This window comes from Phyllobacterium sp. SB3, assembly GCF_040009165.1.
GTDB lineage: Bacteria > Pseudomonadota > Alphaproteobacteria > Rhizobiales > Rhizobiaceae > Phyllobacterium.
Genome location: NZ_JBDYKI010000005.1, coordinates 110,947 through 126,708, shown reverse-complemented (window position 1 = coordinate 126,708; position 15,762 = coordinate 110,947). Strand labels below are relative to the sequence as shown.

Sequence of the window (15,762 nt, the reverse complement as noted above, 5' to 3'; positions counted from 1 at the left end):
CTAGTCTTCTACGGAACCAACGGAACATTTAATTCCCCCTATGCCAATTTCATTAAAAACATCGCGAAAGAAAATCACAAATCAAATATTGATCAATTTGCTCTTTGAAGGCGCATTTCACAAGTGCTTTTACTGAAAATCAAAGGCGCTCAAGCCCGTAACCATTTCATCAAGGCCGAGCGGGCGGGTGACTGGTGGCTCCGCACGGGAGAGGCAGGCTGCACGTTCGCACAGGCGGCAGGCGGGGCCGACCGGCGTAACGCCGACAAATTTGCCGAGCGGTGCAGCGCTGATGCTGCGATTGCCGAGCGCTGAGCCATAGACCGTCTCGTCGGCAAAGCCGATATCGCACCCCAGAAGAAGTGCCGTGCGACGCGGGCGTTCATTGAACGCGCCTTGCGGCCCCTCAAGCGTGCGGGCAATGGTTAGAAATTCGGCACCATCCGGCATTTCCACCGCCTCGACCAATATCTGGCCGGGCTGTGAAAAGGCGGCATATGCAGCAAGCTTGGGACAATCGCCACCGAAGCGCGACTGCGGAAAGCCCTGCGCCCCTGCCCTGCGGAAACGGTTACCCGCATGATCGACTTCGAGCATGAAAAAAGGAATGCCGTTTCCCGGTGCGGCAAGCGTCGTAAGCCGGTTTACCGCCTGCTCATAAGACACCGAAAAACGCGAGCGCAGCACGTCCACATCATAGCGCGCGCGAGTCGCGGCTGTCTGGAATGCCTGATAGGGCATCATCAACGCATGGGCGGCGTAGCGGCCAAACTCAAAACGGGCAATGCGGCGTGCTTCATCAGAAGAAAGCTTCAAATCCTGAATTTCGGCAGCGATAACAACCTGCATACGAATTAATGCCACTTCCATAGCCAATTCCCGTAACTGGTCGAAAGGCGACAGGCGCTCTGAGAGAAACAGGCGTTGCGAGTGCCGGTCATAACGACGGCGCCAATTGGGCATTGTGGCGACCGGCAGGATGCGGACAGTGGTGCCATATTCGCTTTTGAGCCAGGTTTTCAGAGCACCGGAAAGATCATCGCCGGGCTTTATCAAACTGAGGAAGCTGTCGACCTCTCCTTCGATGCGCGGGAAATAATTGGCGCGGCGTTCCATCACCTCACGCACTTCATTAAGCGGCAGCCGTGTGCCGGAAAGCGATGGTGCATGCCCATCCTTCGCCAGAAGCTCGGACAGATCAGACAGGCGCTCCTGCTGCTCGCGATAAGCCCTATAAAGCTTGATCATCCCCGTCGCGGCATTGGGCGCAGCGTTGGAAATCTCGATCAACTCCTGATCGCCCGGCAGTTCACCATTCAGCAGTGGATCGGAAAACACTTCCTTGAGCGCCGCCATGGATGAGCCGGTTTCAAGTTGCAGCGTGTCCAGTTCGATCTTGTAGGTGGAGGAAAGCTTCAGCAACAGTTGCACGGTGAGCGGGCGCTGATTGCGCTCGATCAGATTGAGATAGGACGGCGAAATGCCAAGCGCTTCCGCCATGGAGGTCTGGGTCAAGCCCTGCTCGTTGCGAATGCGCCTTATACGCGGACCTGCGAAGATTTTGCCTTCAGCCATAATGTTTCCAATCGCCCCCTAGGACTTGCAATTCAACTGTGCGTGGTTCGATAAGCTCACCATCAGGAAAGTGGTTATTGCATTAGCTTGCATCGGGACGCGCATAGGCTCAACTGCAGCCCCCCGTCTTTAAAGTCTCCGGCACACCACCTTCCTCATGGGTTAGCATCCTGAGCTTGTCGAAGGGCGAACCACGCACAATACCACTTGTGACAAGATTTACATTAGAACGCCTTCAAAAGAGATATTACAACTTTTACAGATTTACAATTGCGCATTGTAAATCATCTTACAAGATAACTCGATAAATCAACATAAAATGGCAATATTTCTCGCTTTCATCGCAGTGCAATGTAAATTTAGTCATACAGAAACGGCGATGAACACCTCCCGATCTGACCGCCGCGAGTGCGAAAACATATTTTGGAGATGACAATGACTGATTTTTACAACCTTGTACCGAATGCGCCTGCTGGCCGCTATGACAATATTGAGCGTCCCTACACTACTGAGGACGTAAAGCGGCTGCGCGGCTCGGTCCAGATCAAACATACGCTTGCGGAGAACGGCGCAAACCGGTTGTGGAAGCTTATTCACGAAGAAGATTTCGTCAATGCGCTAGGCGCGCTTTCCGGCAATCAGGCCATGCAGATGGTTCGCGCCGGACTGAAAGCGATTTACCTTTCCGGCTGGCAGGTTGCCGCCGATGCCAATACAGCCTCGTCCATGTATCCGGACCAGTCGCTTTATCCGGCAAATGCTGCCCCTGAGCTGGCCAAGCGCATCAACAAGACATTGCAGCGTGCCGACCAGATCGAAACCGCTGAGGGTAAGGGCCTTTCAGTTGACACGTGGTTTGCACCGATCATCGCGGATGCGGAAGCAGGATTCGGCGGACCGCTCAACGCTTTCGAGATCATGAAGGCCTTTATCGAAGCTGGTGCAGCCGGTGTTCATTATGAAGACCAGCTGGCCTCAGAAAAGAAGTGCGGGCATCTTGGCGGCAAGGTTTTGATCCCCACGGCTGCACATATCCGCAACCTCAATGCGGCACGACTTGCTGCCGATGTGATGGGAACGCCAACACTGGTTATTGCCCGCACCGATGCGGAAGCTGCAAAGCTTTTGACCTCGGATATCGACGAGCGCGACCAACCATTCGTTGATTATGATGCCGGTCGCACGACGGAAGGCTTCTATCAGGTCAAGAACGGCCTCGACTCCTGTATCGCCCGTGCCGTGGCCTATGCGCCGCACGCGGATCTTATCTGGTGCGAGACATCGAAGCCCGATCTGGAACAGGCAAGGCGCTTTGCCGAGGGCGTGCACAAGGAACATCCGGGCAAGCTGCTCGCCTATAATTGCTCGCCTTCCTTCAACTGGAAGAAGCATCTGGATGAAGCAACGATTGCCAAGTTCCAGCGCGAATTGGGCGCAATGGGCTACAAATTCCAGTTCATCACGCTGGCAGGCTTCCATCAGTTGAACTTCGGCATGTTTGAGCTGGCACGTGGCTACAAGGACCGCCAGATGTCCGCCTATTCGGAGCTGCAGGAGGCAGAATTTGCCGCTGAAGTTAATGGCTACACAGCCACAAAGCATCAGCGCGAAGTCGGAACCGGCTATTTCGATGCGGTTTCGCTCGCCATCACCGGTGGTCAGTCATCGACCACTGCAATGAAGGAATCAACGGAAACCGCGCAATTCCGCCCGGCTGCCGAATAGAAATAACGAGAGGAGAACAATCATGGCTTCCATTTCACGCGTAAAAGAACGGGCCGAGGAACAGGCTTCCTCCATGAATGCGGACCAGCAGGCTGTCATTCGTATGGTTGCCAATGATCTGCACCGCCTCAACCAGTCCGTCATGAAGGCAGTTGATGCCGGGGTTTCCGTGGAGCTGGTTCGCTCTGCCCGTCACCATGGCGGCGACGGCAACTGGGGCGATCTTCTGATCCCGGTCGTTGTCACCAGGCAGTAGGGTTTGCTGTGGCCTTCTCTGGTTTCGGTCTGGGACCAGCACGGCACGCAGAACCGCTCGCAAGCAATTGCGGGCGGTTTTGTTTTCAGGATTTCGGATAGTACCTCACCTCTCCGTCATCCTCGGTCCTCGGGTTTAACCCGAGGACCGAGGATGACGGAGAGGGTATAGAGGGAGATAACCGGTGCCGTCTTTAAATCAGCTGCCTTAAAATTATAAACAGCGTGAACGACAGGCCGATGGATACGGGTAATGTCAGCACCCACGCCATCAGCAGGTTGCGGACTGTCGACATTTGCAGGCCAGAGCCATTAGCGGTCATTGTGCCAGCCACACCGGATGACAGAATATGCGTCGTGGACACCGGCAGGCCCAGCGTGTCAGCCGTGAAGATCGTCCCCATTGCCACTAGTTCGGCGGAAGCACCCTGCCCATAGGTCAGATGCGTCTTGCCGATTTTTTCACCTACGGTAACAACGATGCGCTTCCAGCCAACCATGGTTCCAAGCCCGAGCGCCAGCGCAACGGCAACCTTCACCCATGTGGGAATGAACTTTGTCGCGTCATCAATAGCCTTGTGATAGGTCTTGATGGCCGCAAGATCGGCCTGTTCAACGGGCAGCAGCTTGTTCTTTTCAATCAGTTTCAATGCTTCACCGGTCAGATACATATCGTTGCGGGTATTGCTGACCATCCCGTCAGGCACGTTGGCAACTGAGCCATAGGGCGAAATATTCGTATGCGTATCGGTGATAAGTTGGCGCAGGCCAACTGTCGTCTCGTCGCTCCATGTCTTGTTGCGAACCGCATCGCCAACCACTTTTCTGGAGTCGGACACGATGATTCCAGGTTTCTCATATTTCTGCAGCGTATCGGCAGCGGCAACAGAGGCGGACTTGTAAGCTTCGAGATAATTGACATCCGGTGTGCGGTTCAGGGCAAAGGCGGTCGGAACGACGCCAATCAGGATCAACATGATCAGGCCCATGCCTTTCTGACCATCATTCGAGCCATGGGCAAAGGAAACACCGGTGCATGTGAAAATGAGCAAGGCTCTGATCCAGAACGGCGGTGGTGTGCTGCCCTTTGGCGCTTCGTAGAGCGCCTTGTTACGGATGAAAAGCTTCATCGCCAACAGCAGCAGGGCAGCAGCCCCGAAACCCACAATCGGCGAGACCAGAAGTGACATGCCGACTTCCGTCGCCTTGGACCAGTCGACACCACTCGTTGCAGTTCCGGCGGGCGCAAGGAACTGATTGGCGAGACCAACGCCGACGATAGAGCCGATAAGTGTGTGCGAGCTGGATGATGGCAGGCCAAGGTACCAAGTACCGAGATTCCATAAAATAGCGGCTGTCAGCAACGAAAACACCATTGCCAGACCCGCGCTTGAGCCGACCTGCATGATGAGTTCAACAGGCAGGAGCGAGATAATACCGAAGGCGACTGCACCGCTTGCAGTTAAGACGCCAAGGAAGTTGAAAAAGCCGGACCATATGACGGCGATTTCAGCTGGCAGGGAATTGGTATAGATGACAGTCGCCACGGCATTGGCCGTGTCATGGAAGCCGTTTACAAACTCAAAACCAAGAGCCGTGACCAGAGCCAAGCCCAAAAGTATCCATGGCACTGCAACGGAGCTGGTCAAATCCTGCGTCAGTGACCAGCCAACATAGAACAGGCCGCCGATCAGGATTGCTACGACCGCATAATTTGGCAGATTGCCCAGTTTTCCGGGTTTACCGAGCGGGTGGTCGGCCCCTATGGGCCCTGTATCGGTTGTGCTGGTGATCGTCATGGCAAAATCCCCTCATCAAAGAAGGAAAAGCTAGGACTGCTGCGTGAACCTCTGATGACAGCATGGGTTCCATTTGATTCTTCTTTGCTCTATCGCTTTTCTAAAGAAGAGAAACTCTGGAAACGTTCATGCATAAGGTAGTCATCAGCGGCACTGGCGTATTTACGCCTGACCAGTCCATCAGCAATGCCGAACTGGTCGCGGCATTCAACACCTATGCAACGCGGCAAAACGAAATTCACGCCGACGAAATCGCCGCGGGCACGCGCGAAGCGATGACCATGTCCAATGAGGATTTCATTGTCCGCGCTTCGGGCATCGAAAACCGCTATGTCCTCAACAAGTCCGGTATTCTCGATCCTGATATCATGCATCCAGTTCTGCCGGAGCGCGGCGACGAAGACATTTCTGTCATGGCACAAATGGCCGTGCACGCGGCAACATTGGCGCTGAAAAAAGCTGGCCGCGACGCATCGGAGATTGATGCGGTCATCTGCGCTGCCTCGAACCATGAACGCGCCTATCCTGCCATCGCCATTGAAGTACAGCAGGCACTTGGTATTGAGGGTTTCGGCTTTGACATGAACGTTGCCTGTTCATCTGCCACTTTCGGCATTCAGGCGGCAGCAGACATGATCCGTTCAGGATCGGCGCGCGCTATCCTGATGGTCAATCCGGAAATCTGCTCGGCGCATCTCGAATGGCGCGACCGCGACTGCCATTTCATCTTTGGCGATGTATGCACGGCGGTATTGCTCGAGCGCGACGACCTTGCCACAGCGGAAGACCGGTTCGAGATCGTCTCGACGCGCTGCCTCACCCAGTTCTCCAATAATATCCGCAACAATAATGGCTTTCTGCGCCGGACGCGGGAAGGTCACATGACGGACCGCCGCGACATGCTTTTCAAGCAGGAAGGCCGTAAGGTTTTCAAGCAGGTCGTGCCGATTGTTTCCGACCTGATCCTGACCCACCTTGCAGATGAGAATATCGCACCGGCGCATCTATCGCGGCTGTGGCTGCATCAGGCCAACAAAGGCATGAATGATCTGATTGGCGTCAAAGTGCTTGGCCGCGAGCCAGAGCCCGGCGAACAACCGAACATTTTGCAGGATTATGCAAATACTTCCTCGGCAGGTTCGATCATCGCATTCTCGAAATATTCCGATGATCTTGCCCCCGGCAGCCTCGGCGTCATCTGTTCTTTCGGGGCGGGATATTCTGTCGGCAGCGTGATTGTGCGCAAGATTTAGCTATAGCTACTTGTAGCGCGTATCGCTACATGCTACATACGATCAATGATAATCAGCTTCCGTCATAAAGGGCTCGAAACGCTCTATCGGACCGGCTCAACTCGAGGCGTGCAAGCCACCCAAGTTCCAAAGTTGATACGTATTCTGGCAGCACTGGATGCCGCACTATCACCCGATGAATTGAACCATCCAGGGTATAAACTTCACCCGCTCAAGGGCAACATGAAAGGCCACTGGTCTGTTTGGGTTAATGGCAATTGGCGTGTAACTTTCAGATTTGTTGGCTCCGATGTGGAGCTGGTTGACTACAAAGATTACCATTGAAGGATCGACATCATGATGAAGAACCATCCACATCCCGGTGAATTGCTTCGCGAAGATGTATTGCTGCCGCTTGGCATTGAGGTAACGGACGCAGCACAGCGACTCGGAATTTCGCGAACAACTTTGTCACGCGTCATTAACGGACACGCAGGCATTAGTCCTGATTTGGCAATCCGTTTGGAGCAGGCGGGTGTTAGCACTGCACGATTCTGGATGAATCTGCAGACTAATTATGAGCTGGCAAAAGCACACGAGAAAGTGCAGCCGGTCGTAAAAAGGTTGCAGTCCGCCGCTTAAATCCGGTCCATCAGCGCGTACCAGCTAAGCGCCAGGAACAGCATGGGCGCGCGGAATGTGCGTCCGCCCGGAAATGCCGGGACTTTCAGATCTTCCAGAAGTTTCAACCGATCCCGATTACCCGCTACAGTCTCGGCATAGAGCTTGCCGACAAAGTTCGACAGCATCACGCCATGGCCGGAATAGCCGCCGGCAGAAATGACATTGGGCATGACCTCACGCACGAATGGCTGGCGCGGCATGGTGATGCCGACAGAACCACCCCAGGCTTGCGTCATTTCCACATTGGCAAGTGCGGGGTAAATCTCCGCAATCTGGCGGCGGATATGGGTGCTGATGTCTAGCGGATTGTCGGCCGTATAGGCCTCACGTCCACCGAACAAAAGCCGGCCATCCTGCGAGCGGCGGAAATAACGCACGACAAAACGGGAATCATCGACGCTCTCTCCTCCGGGCAGGACCGGGCTGTCATCTCCCAATGGCACAGTTGCGCCAATGAATGAGCGTATCGGCATGACATGCGATGCACTGACGGGTTCGAGATTGCCGCCATAGGCATTGACGGCAATCAAGGCTTTTGCCGCAGTGACAGTGCCGCTGGCAGTGGTGACTGTCACCTTGCCGTTTTCAGACTTGATGCCGGTTGCCTTGGTGTTTTCATAAAGATGCGCACCGGCTTTTGCCGCGGCACGAGCAGTGCCCACAACAAGTTTCATCGGTTGGATATGCCCCGTGCCCTTGTCGTAGAGACCGCCAAGATACCGAGTTGAGCCAAGACGCTCGGCAGTTTCGTCCGCTTCCATGTAATGAATATGCGGGTAGTTGAACCGAGTCGTCATCAGTTCCGCATGCTCGCGATAGCTTGTCAGATAACGCTTCTTGTGCACCACCGACATCTGGCCGGGTACATATTCAATGTCGATTTTGTGCGTTTCAGCAAATTGCATAAGGTGGCTTTTCGCTTCCTCAGCAAGATCGAACAGTGCCTTGGCCCGCGCGAAACCATATTGCGCTTCAAGCTCTTCCGCCCAGGCCCGCTGACCTGTGCCAAGCTGGCCGCCATTGCGCCCGGAAGCACCATCGCCAAACCGGAAAGCTTCGAGCAGAACAACATCGACACCTGCCGATGCCAGATGAACAGCTGCCGAAAGACCCGTAAATCCGCCGCCTATGATAACGACATCAGCGCTGCGCGAGCCATCCAGAGCAGGATATTCAGTGCGATCGACAATGGTGGATTCGTACCATGATATGCCGGGCGAAATGGGGGATTGATATGCCATGTCGTTTTGCAATCTTGTTCACTTATTTTGCGGCAAAGGCCCTGTGCGTGGTTCGCCCTTCGACAAGCTCAGGAGGGCGAACCACGCACGATAGTGGTGCTATCCAACTCAGACGTTCAGCAGCAGAAATTCACGTTCCCAAGGGCTGATAACCTCCATGAAGGTTTCGAACTCGGCGCGCTTGATTGCAGCGTAGGTAATGGCGAAGGATTCGCCCAGCATCGCAATCAAATCCCTGTCCTGCTCAAACAGCAAAGTGGCTTCTATCAGACCGCGCGGTAGTTCGATGAGGTTATCATTGACCGTGGTTGAAGCAGGTGCATCAGGTTCGATTTTATTGTTCATACCAAGCAAGCCACATGCGAGCGATGCCGCCAGTGCCAGATATGGGTTGGCGTCGGAAGACGGAATACGGTTTTCCACGCGCCGCGCTGCCGGGTCTGAACGAGGAACACGGAATGCGGTGGTACGGTTATCATAGCCCCATTTGACATTGACCGGTGCCGAGGCGGCAGGCGTCAAACGGCGATAGGAGTTCACATAGGGAGCGAACATGACCAGCGACGCCGGAACGTGTTTTTGCATACCGCCGATGAAGTGCCGGAATGCTTCGCTCTCCGTACCATCAGGGTTGGAAAACACATTGCGCCCTGTCTTCTTGTCTACGATGGATTGATGGATATGCATGGCCGACCCGGGCTGCCCTTGGATAGGCTTTGCCATGAAGGTCGCATACATATCGTGCTTGAGCGCTGCTTCCCTGATTGTGCGCTTGAACAGAAACACCTGATCTGCAAGCTCAACGGGATCACCGTGGCGCAGGTTGATCTCCAGCTGTGCTGCGCCCTCTTCATGGATCAGCGTATCGATCTCTAGTCCCTGACTTTCGGAGAAGTGATAGATATCATCGATCAGTTCGTCGAACTCGTTGACGCCTGCAATCGAATAGCCCTGCCCGCCGCCAATAGCGCGGCCTGAGCGACCAACCGGCGGTGTGAGCGGATAGTCCGGATCGGGATTTTTCTTGACGAGATAGAACTCGATTTCAGGAGCAACGACCGGCTTCAGGCCCTTTTTATGATAGGCAGCCACAACGCGTTTCAGAACATTGCGCGGCGTGAACTCGACCGCCTGCCCGTCCTTGTTGACAAGATCGCAGATGACCTGAGCTGTACGGTCGCTTTCCCAAGGAACCTCCGACAGGGTTGAAAGATCGGGCATAAGCTTCAGGTCGCCATCATCTTCCGGATAAGAAAAGCCATGGCCATCTTCCGGATAAGAACCGGAAATCGTTGCCATGAAAACAGCGGAAGGCAGTGCCAGCGATGTGTTGGAAGTGAATTTCTTCGACGGCATCATCTTGCCGCGAGCAACGCCTGCCTGATCAGGGGTAATGCATTCTATGTCTTCGATGTCCCGCCAGGCCAGCCATTCAGCTGCTTCACGCCAGTTTTTCACTCCCCGGGTTGCCTTGACATAAGCGGGCGTACGCCGCCGTGTCGCTGTGGTCCGCGCGGGTTTTTTTTCAGGAGTTTCGGAGGGCATCAATCACCAGATTTTATTGCGGTGACAGAATGATAGCGCATAAAACAAACCGATGGGAGGCTGGGCGGAGAAAATTGTTTTAGCAAGATGGTGAACGGAACCACGCGGATACCTGCCGTAATATCCGCGTAGCTTCCTGCATTATTGCTTGGGTGAATCCGCGCCCGAGCTTACTTCTGCCCATGCATCAAAATCGCGCTGCATTTCCTTGATTTTCTCGCGGCCGCCATCGAGGGCAATCTTACCGAGTAAAAGGCGTAGTGGCGGGTCTTTTGCCTCAACGGCTTGGACGATCGCCTGAACTGCCTTCACCGGATCTCCCGGCTGGTTGCCGCTGGCTTCGCGGATCTGGCGCATACGCTCGCCTGCGGATGGGCGGTAATCTTCAATCGTTTCCGGCGCTTCGTTGGCAGAACGCCCGGCCCAATCCGTGCGGAATCCGCTTGGCTCGACGATCAGCACCTTGATGCCAAGATGAGCCACTTCCTTGGAAAGTGATTCCGATAATCCTTCAACTGCAAACTTCGTCGCGTTATAAAAGCCCACTGCCGGGAAGCCGCGCAATCCACCGATTGATGAGATGTTGACCACCATACCCGAACGCTGCTTGCGCAGGATCGGCAGTACGGCGCGGGTCATATCCATGAGGCCCCAGATGTTGATATCGAACATCTTGCGGGCTTCGCTCAGTTCGCTTTCTTCGAGCGAGCCGAAATAGCCAATGCCCGCATTATTGACGAGTACATCTATCCGCCCGAAGCGCTCTTCGGCGGCATTGACCGCAGCGGCAACTTCATCCGGCTTGGTGACATCGAGTTTGAGGACAAGTGCATTGTCTTCATGGCCCTTTATAATGTCTTCAACTTGTGCGGGGTTACGCGCGGTTACCACAGTTGGATAACCAAGCGTCAAAGTGTGTTGGGCAAGTTCACGGCCAAAGCCGGTTGAACAGCCAGTGATGAACCAGACAGGTTTGGATGTCATGATGATTTCCTTGAAAAAGCATAACGCCAGAGCGGCAGCTTGGCCGGGCAGCGCTTATTAAAAGGGGAATACATCAGAGATGTAGAGTTGCTGGCTGGCGATTCAAGGTGAACGCAGGTCCGAATCTAATACTTTACCAAATGCGACCAATCCAACCCTTATAATCGGCAAGTTCGTCAAATGCAGAATCTGCGGAAACCAACGGCAACTGGAGGTGGATTGCGGTGGCAGCGAGCATACGATCAAAAGGATCACGATGAGTCCAATCCATCATTCCCGCAAGCAAACTTATTTCAGCGCCCACAGCAATGATATGGGCTCCGCTCTTCTCCAAAGCTTCCTGCACTTTTTCTATAAATGGCTCCATTTCTGGCCACTTACCCATCCGCACCTTCTGGCTCATTTCATAAAAGCTCATGGCGGAAACATATATCTCATCAGCATGCTCGATCATTTTGACAAGTGAGGCTGGCAGTCGCCTGTCGCCTATCATGAACCAAGCCAGAACGTGGGTATCAATCAGCAGAGCCTTCACTCGCCACCTTCCCAAAGCCGGAGATCTTCTTCCGACATAGGTTCAAGAAAATCCGGAGGCTCACCGCCAATCGACAACATGCCTGCCTTCAGGCGGTTTTTTGGAATAGGAACGAGCTTCACCACAGGCTTATCACCCTTGGCAATGATAACCTCTTCGCCGTTCAGCGCCGCTTCAATGAGTTTCGACAGATTGGTCTTGGCGGCATGTACGTTTACCCGCATAATACTGCTCCAGCTTAGCTAAGTTAGCTAATACACTAAAACAGCAGATACTCCAATGCTTAAATGCAACGTCCTCCATCCACTTCGAGCGCAACGCCGGTGATAAACTGGGCTTCGTCAGAGGCTAGATAAAGCGCAGCATTGGCAACATCGAGCGGAACAGAAAGACGGCCGAGAGGAATTGTCGCCTTGAATTGTGCCCTACGCTCCGGCGTGTCTTCGCCGAGGAAAAGCCCCAGCATCGGCGTTTCACCTGCCGCAGGGCAAAGGCAATTGACGCGGATATTCTTTGGACCAAGCTCGACGGCCATGGATTTTGTAACGCTGATCGCCCAGCCTTTTGAAGCATTGTACCAGGTCAGGCCAGGACGCGGGCGCAAACCAGCGGTTGATGCTGTTGTGATAATCGATCCGCTGCCCTGCCGCTCCATGATGGGAACAACAGCAAGAGCTGTGTAGTAGATTGCCTTCATGTTGATGGCTGCAATCAGTTCATAGGTATCTTCATCGACACCCAGCATCGAGCCGTTGCGATGAGAATAACCGGCATTATTGACCATGATGTCGATGCGGCCGAACCTTTCCATGGTGGCCTGTACCATCGCATCAATTTCTTCCTTACGGGTAACATCCGTATGCACGGCAAGGGCATTTTCACCGATGGACTGCGCAACGGCCTCCGCTCCGACGAGATTGAGATCAGCCACGACGACATTCGCACCTTCTTCTGCAAAGCGACGCGCCATTGCCTCGCCAAACCCTGATGCTGCGCCGGTAATGATCGCTGTCTTGCCTGCCAAACGGGCCATATTTCATCCTCCATTTTACGTGATTTGTTTGTGAGCTTTAATCGTGGCGGAAAACGATCGTCTTGGTTGCAGACATATCGTAAAGCGCCTCAAAGCCTTTTTCGCGGCCATGGCCAGAGCGTTTGAAACCACCAAACGGCAATTCCACACCTCCGCCAGCGCCATAGGCGTTGACATAGACCTGACCCGCACGCACCCGCTTAGCCACGCGGTGTTGCCTTGCTCCGTCCTTTGTCCAAACACCTGCGACAAGCCCATATTCCGTGCTGTTGGCGAGACGGATTGCGTCCTCCTCACTGTCGAATGAAAACAGCGAAAGTACAGGGCCGAAAACCTCTTCCTGTGCCAAAGATGCTGACGGCTCGACCGCTCCAAACAGAACAGGGGCAACATAAAAACCTGAGACCGGGGCATCCACATGGATTGAACCGCGTGCAATGACCTCTATGCCAGCTTCGGCGGCGGCAGTAATATAGTTTTCCACCCGGCGCTTTTGCGCTGCATTGATCATCGGCCCAAGATCGAGATCTGCATCGTGCGGTCCGGCAACAAGATCGCGGAACCTTGTACCCAGTGCCGCCGCGACCTCATCATAAATGGAGCGTTCAATGAGAATGCGGCTGCCTGCCGAACAGGTCTGCCCACCATTTTGGATGATTGCATTGACGAGGACCGGCAGCGCTTTTTCAATATCCGCATCGGCAAAAACAATCTGCGGAGACTTTCCGCCCAGTTCCATCGTAACACCGCGATTATTGATGGCTGCGGCTTGCTGAATTGCCGTGCCGGTAACCGGCGAGCCGGTGAATGTCACATAGTCAACGCCGGGATGAGCCGACAACGCCGCCCCCGCCTCATTTCCATAACCTGTGATGATATTGAGCACACCATCAGGAAATCCTGCTTCGATGGCCAGTTCGCCAATACGGATCGTTGATAGCGATGCATCCTCGGCGGGTTTGATCACGAGCGTATTGCCCATGGCGAGTGCAGCTCCAACCACACGCGCCATGATTTGCATCGGATAATTCCATGGGATGATGCCAGCCACAACGCCATGCGGCTCGCGCAATGTCAGCGCTGTATAACCCTCCAGAAACGGGATCGTATCGCCGTGGATTTTGTCTGCCGCACCGCCATAAAACTCATAATAGCGTATGGTCGCGGCAACATCAGCCTGGCCCTGTCTTACAGGTTTTCCCGTATCGCGCGCTTCGAGCGCCGCCAGTTCGTCGCCATGCTTTTCAATCAGCAGTCCGAGGCGCGTCAGCAGGCGCCCACGCTCAAAGGCAGGCATGCGCGACCACGGCCCGTCATCGAAGGCTTGCCGCGCCGCGTCGACTGCACGATTGACATCGCTGGCATCGCAAGCCGGGATCGTGGCAAATTCCAACCCATCCGAAGGACATGCAACAGGGATCGTTTTTCCATCCGCTGCGGCTACGCGTCTGCCATTGATGATGCCAAGGAAATTCTTATCCTGTGCGACAATTCGCGAGAGATTCTGTAACATGACTGTTTCCCGTTCGGTGTAGTCGTAACGGAACTTCAGCGGATTGGAAATGCAATTTGACGCAGTTTGCACTTCAGGACTGGTCATTTTAAATCGATTAGATTATAGAAACCATGCGCCGTGAAATCTCCCTTCCGGCAATTAGGCATAGTGAGACTCGATCCCATGACAAGTCAGATTATCCCGGTTGAACCATTTGATTGTATTGTTTTTGGCGGTACCGGCGATCTTGCCGAACGCAAGCTGATCCCGGCACTTTATCAGCGTCAGCGCGATGGCCAGCTTTCCGAACCTACCCGCATCATCGGTGCATCCCGTTCGGCAATGTCAAATGAAGACTACCGAAAGTTTGCGGCAAGCGCGATCAAGGAATTCGTCAAGGCCGATGAGTATGACAAGAAGCAGGTCGAGCAGTTTCTGGAACGCCTGTCCTATGTAGCTGTCGATGCGACATCAGAAACCGGCTGGGAAGAACTCAAGACCGAGATCGGCACCGACCACAAGCGTATTCGCGCCTTTTACCTCGCAGTCAGCCCCTCCCTTTTCGGCGATATCGCCAGCCGTTTGAAAAGCTACAAGCTCGTTACCGATCACACGCGCATTATCGTTGAAAAGCCGATTGGCCGCGATCTGGACAGTGCTATCGCTCTCAACGATACAATCGGCCATGTGTTCAATGAACAGCAAATTTTCCGAATTGATCACTATCTCGGCAAGGAAACTGTGCAGAACCTCATGGCGCTGCGCTTTGCCAACGCCTTCTATGAGCCGCTGTGGAATTCGGCGCATATCGATCACGTGCAGATCACAGTTGCCGAACAGGTGGGGCTTGAAGGCCGCGCCGGATACTACGATAAGGCGGGCGCGCTGCGCGACATGGTGCAGAACCACATTATGCAGCTACTATGCCTTGTGGCAATGGAGCCGCCGGCATCGATGGATGCCGATGCAGTGCGTGATGAAAAGCTGAAAGTGCTGCGTTCGCTCAGCCCCATCACGTCGCAGAATGCCGATGAACTTACCGTTCGTGGCCAGTACCGCGCCGGAGCATCATCAGGCGGTGCCGTGAAGGGCTATCTGGATGAACTCGGCACGCCAAGCAACACCGAAACATTCGTCGCAATCAAGGCGGAGATTGCCAACTGGCGCTGGGCAGGCGTGCCATTCTATCTGCGCACTGGTAAGCGCCTTGGTGCACGCGCATCTGAAATTGTTGTTTCATTCAAGCCTATCCCCCACTCCATCTTCGGTGAGACGGCTGGACGCGTGGTTGCCAACCAGTTGGTTATCCGCCTGCAACCGGATGAGGGCGTCAAGCAGTGGATGATGATCAAGGACCCGGGTCCGGGCGGCATGCGCCTGCGTCACGTTCCGCTGGATATGAGCTTTGCCGAATCGTTCAAAGTTCGCAGCCCTGACGCCTATGAACGCCTGCTGATGGATGTGGTTCGCGGCAACCAGACATTGTTCATGCGGCGCGACGAAGTGGTAGCGGCATGGCGCTGGGTCGATCCGATCCTGAAAGCGTGGGCGGAGACCGAACAGGCACCTTCCGGCTATACTGCCGGAACATGGGGGCCGTCATCTGCCATCGCACTTATTGAGCGTGATGGCCGCACATGGCACGAGCCGGAATAGGCA

The 15,762-nt window shown here is 54.4% G+C and carries 15 protein-coding genes; 6 read left to right on the top strand and 9 right to left on the bottom strand.

The annotated features are described in order from the left end of the window. Positions 1-129: 129 nt before the first annotated feature. The gene (locus ABKW30_RS19400; RefSeq protein ID WP_348600567.1) at positions 130-1,575 is read right to left on the bottom strand and encodes a short-chain fatty acyl-CoA regulator family protein; all 1,446 of its coding nucleotides are present in this window, start codon (positions 1,573-1,575) and stop codon (positions 130-132) included. A gap of 435 nt (positions 1,576-2,010) precedes the next feature. On the opposite strand from ABKW30_RS19400, the gene aceA reads away from it, so the two are divergent. After that, complete coding sequence (aceA, locus tag ABKW30_RS19395) at positions 2,011-3,300, top strand: isocitrate lyase (RefSeq protein WP_348600566.1); 1,290 nt, start codon at positions 2,011-2,013, stop codon at positions 3,298-3,300. A gap of 22 nt (positions 3,301-3,322) precedes the next feature. After that, positions 3,323-3,556, top strand: coding sequence for a hypothetical protein (locus ABKW30_RS19390; protein WP_008122808.1), 234 nt, complete (start codon positions 3,323-3,325; stop codon positions 3,554-3,556). 193 nt (positions 3,557-3,749) lie between these two features. Here ABKW30_RS19390 and ABKW30_RS19385 read toward each other — a convergent pair whose 3' ends face one another. Beyond that, the gene (locus tag ABKW30_RS19385) at positions 3,750-5,354 is read right to left on the bottom strand and encodes an inorganic phosphate transporter (protein ID WP_348600565.1); all 1,605 of its coding nucleotides are present in this window, start codon (positions 5,352-5,354) and stop codon (positions 3,750-3,752) included. 128 nt (positions 5,355-5,482) lie between these two features. Between ABKW30_RS19385 and ABKW30_RS19380 the strand changes: the two genes are divergently transcribed. Genes ABKW30_RS19380 through ABKW30_RS19370 form a run of 3 tightly spaced genes read left to right on the top strand, consistent with a single transcriptional unit; the run spans position 5,483 to position 7,228 of the window. Beyond that, a complete protein-coding gene (locus ABKW30_RS19380) occupies positions 5,483-6,607 on the top strand; it encodes a beta-ketoacyl-ACP synthase III (protein ID WP_348600564.1) in 1,125 nt (374 codons plus the stop codon). A gap of 45 nt (positions 6,608-6,652) precedes the next feature. Beyond that, on the top strand, positions 6,653-6,931 hold the full coding sequence (locus ABKW30_RS19375) for a type II toxin-antitoxin system RelE/ParE family toxin (protein WP_348600563.1): 279 nt from the start codon (positions 6,653-6,655) through the stop codon (positions 6,929-6,931). 12 nt (positions 6,932-6,943) lie between these two features. Beyond that, complete coding sequence (locus tag ABKW30_RS19370; RefSeq protein ID WP_348600562.1) at positions 6,944-7,228, top strand: HigA family addiction module antitoxin; 285 nt, start codon at positions 6,944-6,946, stop codon at positions 7,226-7,228. Here ABKW30_RS19370 and ABKW30_RS19365 read toward each other — a convergent pair. From ABKW30_RS19365 to ABKW30_RS19335, 7 genes are all read right to left on the bottom strand, one after another. Further along, positions 7,225-8,511, bottom strand: a complete 1,287-nt coding sequence (locus ABKW30_RS19365; protein ID WP_348600561.1) for an FAD-binding oxidoreductase — start codon at positions 8,509-8,511, stop codon at positions 7,225-7,227. The genes ABKW30_RS19370 and ABKW30_RS19365 overlap by 4 nt on opposite strands. A gap of 108 nt (positions 8,512-8,619) precedes the next feature. Next, on the bottom strand, positions 8,620-10,056 hold the full coding sequence (locus ABKW30_RS19360; protein ID WP_348600560.1) for a glutamine synthetase family protein: 1,437 nt from the start codon (positions 10,054-10,056) through the stop codon (positions 8,620-8,622). Between the two features lie 141 nt (positions 10,057-10,197). Next, a complete protein-coding gene (locus tag ABKW30_RS19355; protein ID WP_348600559.1) occupies positions 10,198-11,040 on the bottom strand; it encodes an oxidoreductase in 843 nt (280 codons plus the stop codon). A gap of 133 nt (positions 11,041-11,173) precedes the next feature. Further along, positions 11,174-11,575 (bottom strand): type II toxin-antitoxin system VapC family toxin, encoded by a 402-nt coding sequence (locus tag ABKW30_RS19350; RefSeq protein WP_348600558.1) that lies wholly within the window; start codon positions 11,573-11,575, stop codon positions 11,174-11,176. Then, positions 11,572-11,799 carry a type II toxin-antitoxin system Phd/YefM family antitoxin gene (locus ABKW30_RS19345; RefSeq protein WP_348600557.1) on the bottom strand — a complete coding sequence of 76 codons (228 nt, stop codon included), beginning with the start codon at positions 11,797-11,799 and terminating at the stop codon, positions 11,572-11,574. The genes ABKW30_RS19350 and ABKW30_RS19345 overlap by 4 nt, the downstream gene beginning before the upstream one ends. A 59-nt stretch (positions 11,800-11,858) precedes the next feature. Continuing rightward, positions 11,859-12,608: an SDR family oxidoreductase gene (locus tag ABKW30_RS19340; RefSeq protein WP_348600556.1), complete on the bottom strand. Its 750-nt coding sequence runs from the start codon at positions 12,606-12,608 to the stop codon at positions 11,859-11,861. A gap of 37 nt (positions 12,609-12,645) precedes the next feature. Continuing rightward, positions 12,646-14,121, bottom strand: a complete 1,476-nt coding sequence (locus tag ABKW30_RS19335; RefSeq protein WP_348600555.1) for an aldehyde dehydrogenase family protein — start codon at positions 14,119-14,121, stop codon at positions 12,646-12,648. 165 nt (positions 14,122-14,286) lie between these two features. Between ABKW30_RS19335 and zwf the strand changes: the two genes are divergently transcribed. Next, positions 14,287-15,759 (top strand): glucose-6-phosphate dehydrogenase, encoded by a 1,473-nt coding sequence (gene zwf / locus ABKW30_RS19330; RefSeq protein ID WP_348600554.1) that lies wholly within the window; start codon positions 14,287-14,289, stop codon positions 15,757-15,759. The last annotated feature ends 3 nt before the right edge of the window (positions 15,760-15,762 follow it).

Excerpts from the sequence above, each read along its gene's own strand:
- ABKW30_RS19385 (WP_348600565.1), bottom strand. The coding sequence starts at position 5,354 with ATGACGATCACCAGCACAACCGATACAGGGCCCATAGGGGCCGACCAC.
- aceA (WP_348600566.1), top strand. The coding sequence starts at position 2,011 with ATGACTGATTTTTACAACCTTGTACCGAATGCGCCTGCTGGCCGCTAT.
- ABKW30_RS19400 (WP_348600567.1), bottom strand. The coding sequence starts at position 1,575 with ATGGCTGAAGGCAAAATCTTCGCAGGTCCGCGTATAAGGCGCATTCGC.
- ABKW30_RS19345 (WP_348600557.1), bottom strand. The coding sequence starts at position 11,799 with ATGCGGGTAAACGTACATGCCGCCAAGACCAATCTGTCGAAACTCATT.
- ABKW30_RS19355 (WP_348600559.1), bottom strand. The coding sequence starts at position 11,040 with ATGACATCCAAACCTGTCTGGTTCATCACTGGCTGTTCAACCGGCTTT.
- ABKW30_RS19360 (WP_348600560.1), bottom strand. The coding sequence starts at position 10,056 with ATGCCCTCCGAAACTCCTGAAAAAAAACCCGCGCGGACCACAGCGACA.
- ABKW30_RS19375 (WP_348600563.1), top strand. The coding sequence starts at position 6,653 with ATGATAATCAGCTTCCGTCATAAAGGGCTCGAAACGCTCTATCGGACC.
- ABKW30_RS19380 (WP_348600564.1), top strand. The coding sequence starts at position 5,483 with ATGCATAAGGTAGTCATCAGCGGCACTGGCGTATTTACGCCTGACCAG.
- ABKW30_RS19365 (WP_348600561.1), bottom strand. The coding sequence starts at position 8,511 with ATGGCATATCAATCCCCCATTTCGCCCGGCATATCATGGTACGAATCC.
- ABKW30_RS19335 (WP_348600555.1), bottom strand. The coding sequence starts at position 14,121 with ATGTTACAGAATCTCTCGCGAATTGTCGCACAGGATAAGAATTTCCTT.
- ABKW30_RS19340 (WP_348600556.1), bottom strand. The coding sequence starts at position 12,608 with ATGGCCCGTTTGGCAGGCAAGACAGCGATCATTACCGGCGCAGCATCA.
- ABKW30_RS19370 (WP_348600562.1), top strand. The coding sequence starts at position 6,944 with ATGATGAAGAACCATCCACATCCCGGTGAATTGCTTCGCGAAGATGTA.
- zwf (WP_348600554.1), top strand. The coding sequence starts at position 14,287 with ATGACAAGTCAGATTATCCCGGTTGAACCATTTGATTGTATTGTTTTT.
- ABKW30_RS19390 (WP_008122808.1), top strand. The coding sequence starts at position 3,323 with ATGGCTTCCATTTCACGCGTAAAAGAACGGGCCGAGGAACAGGCTTCC.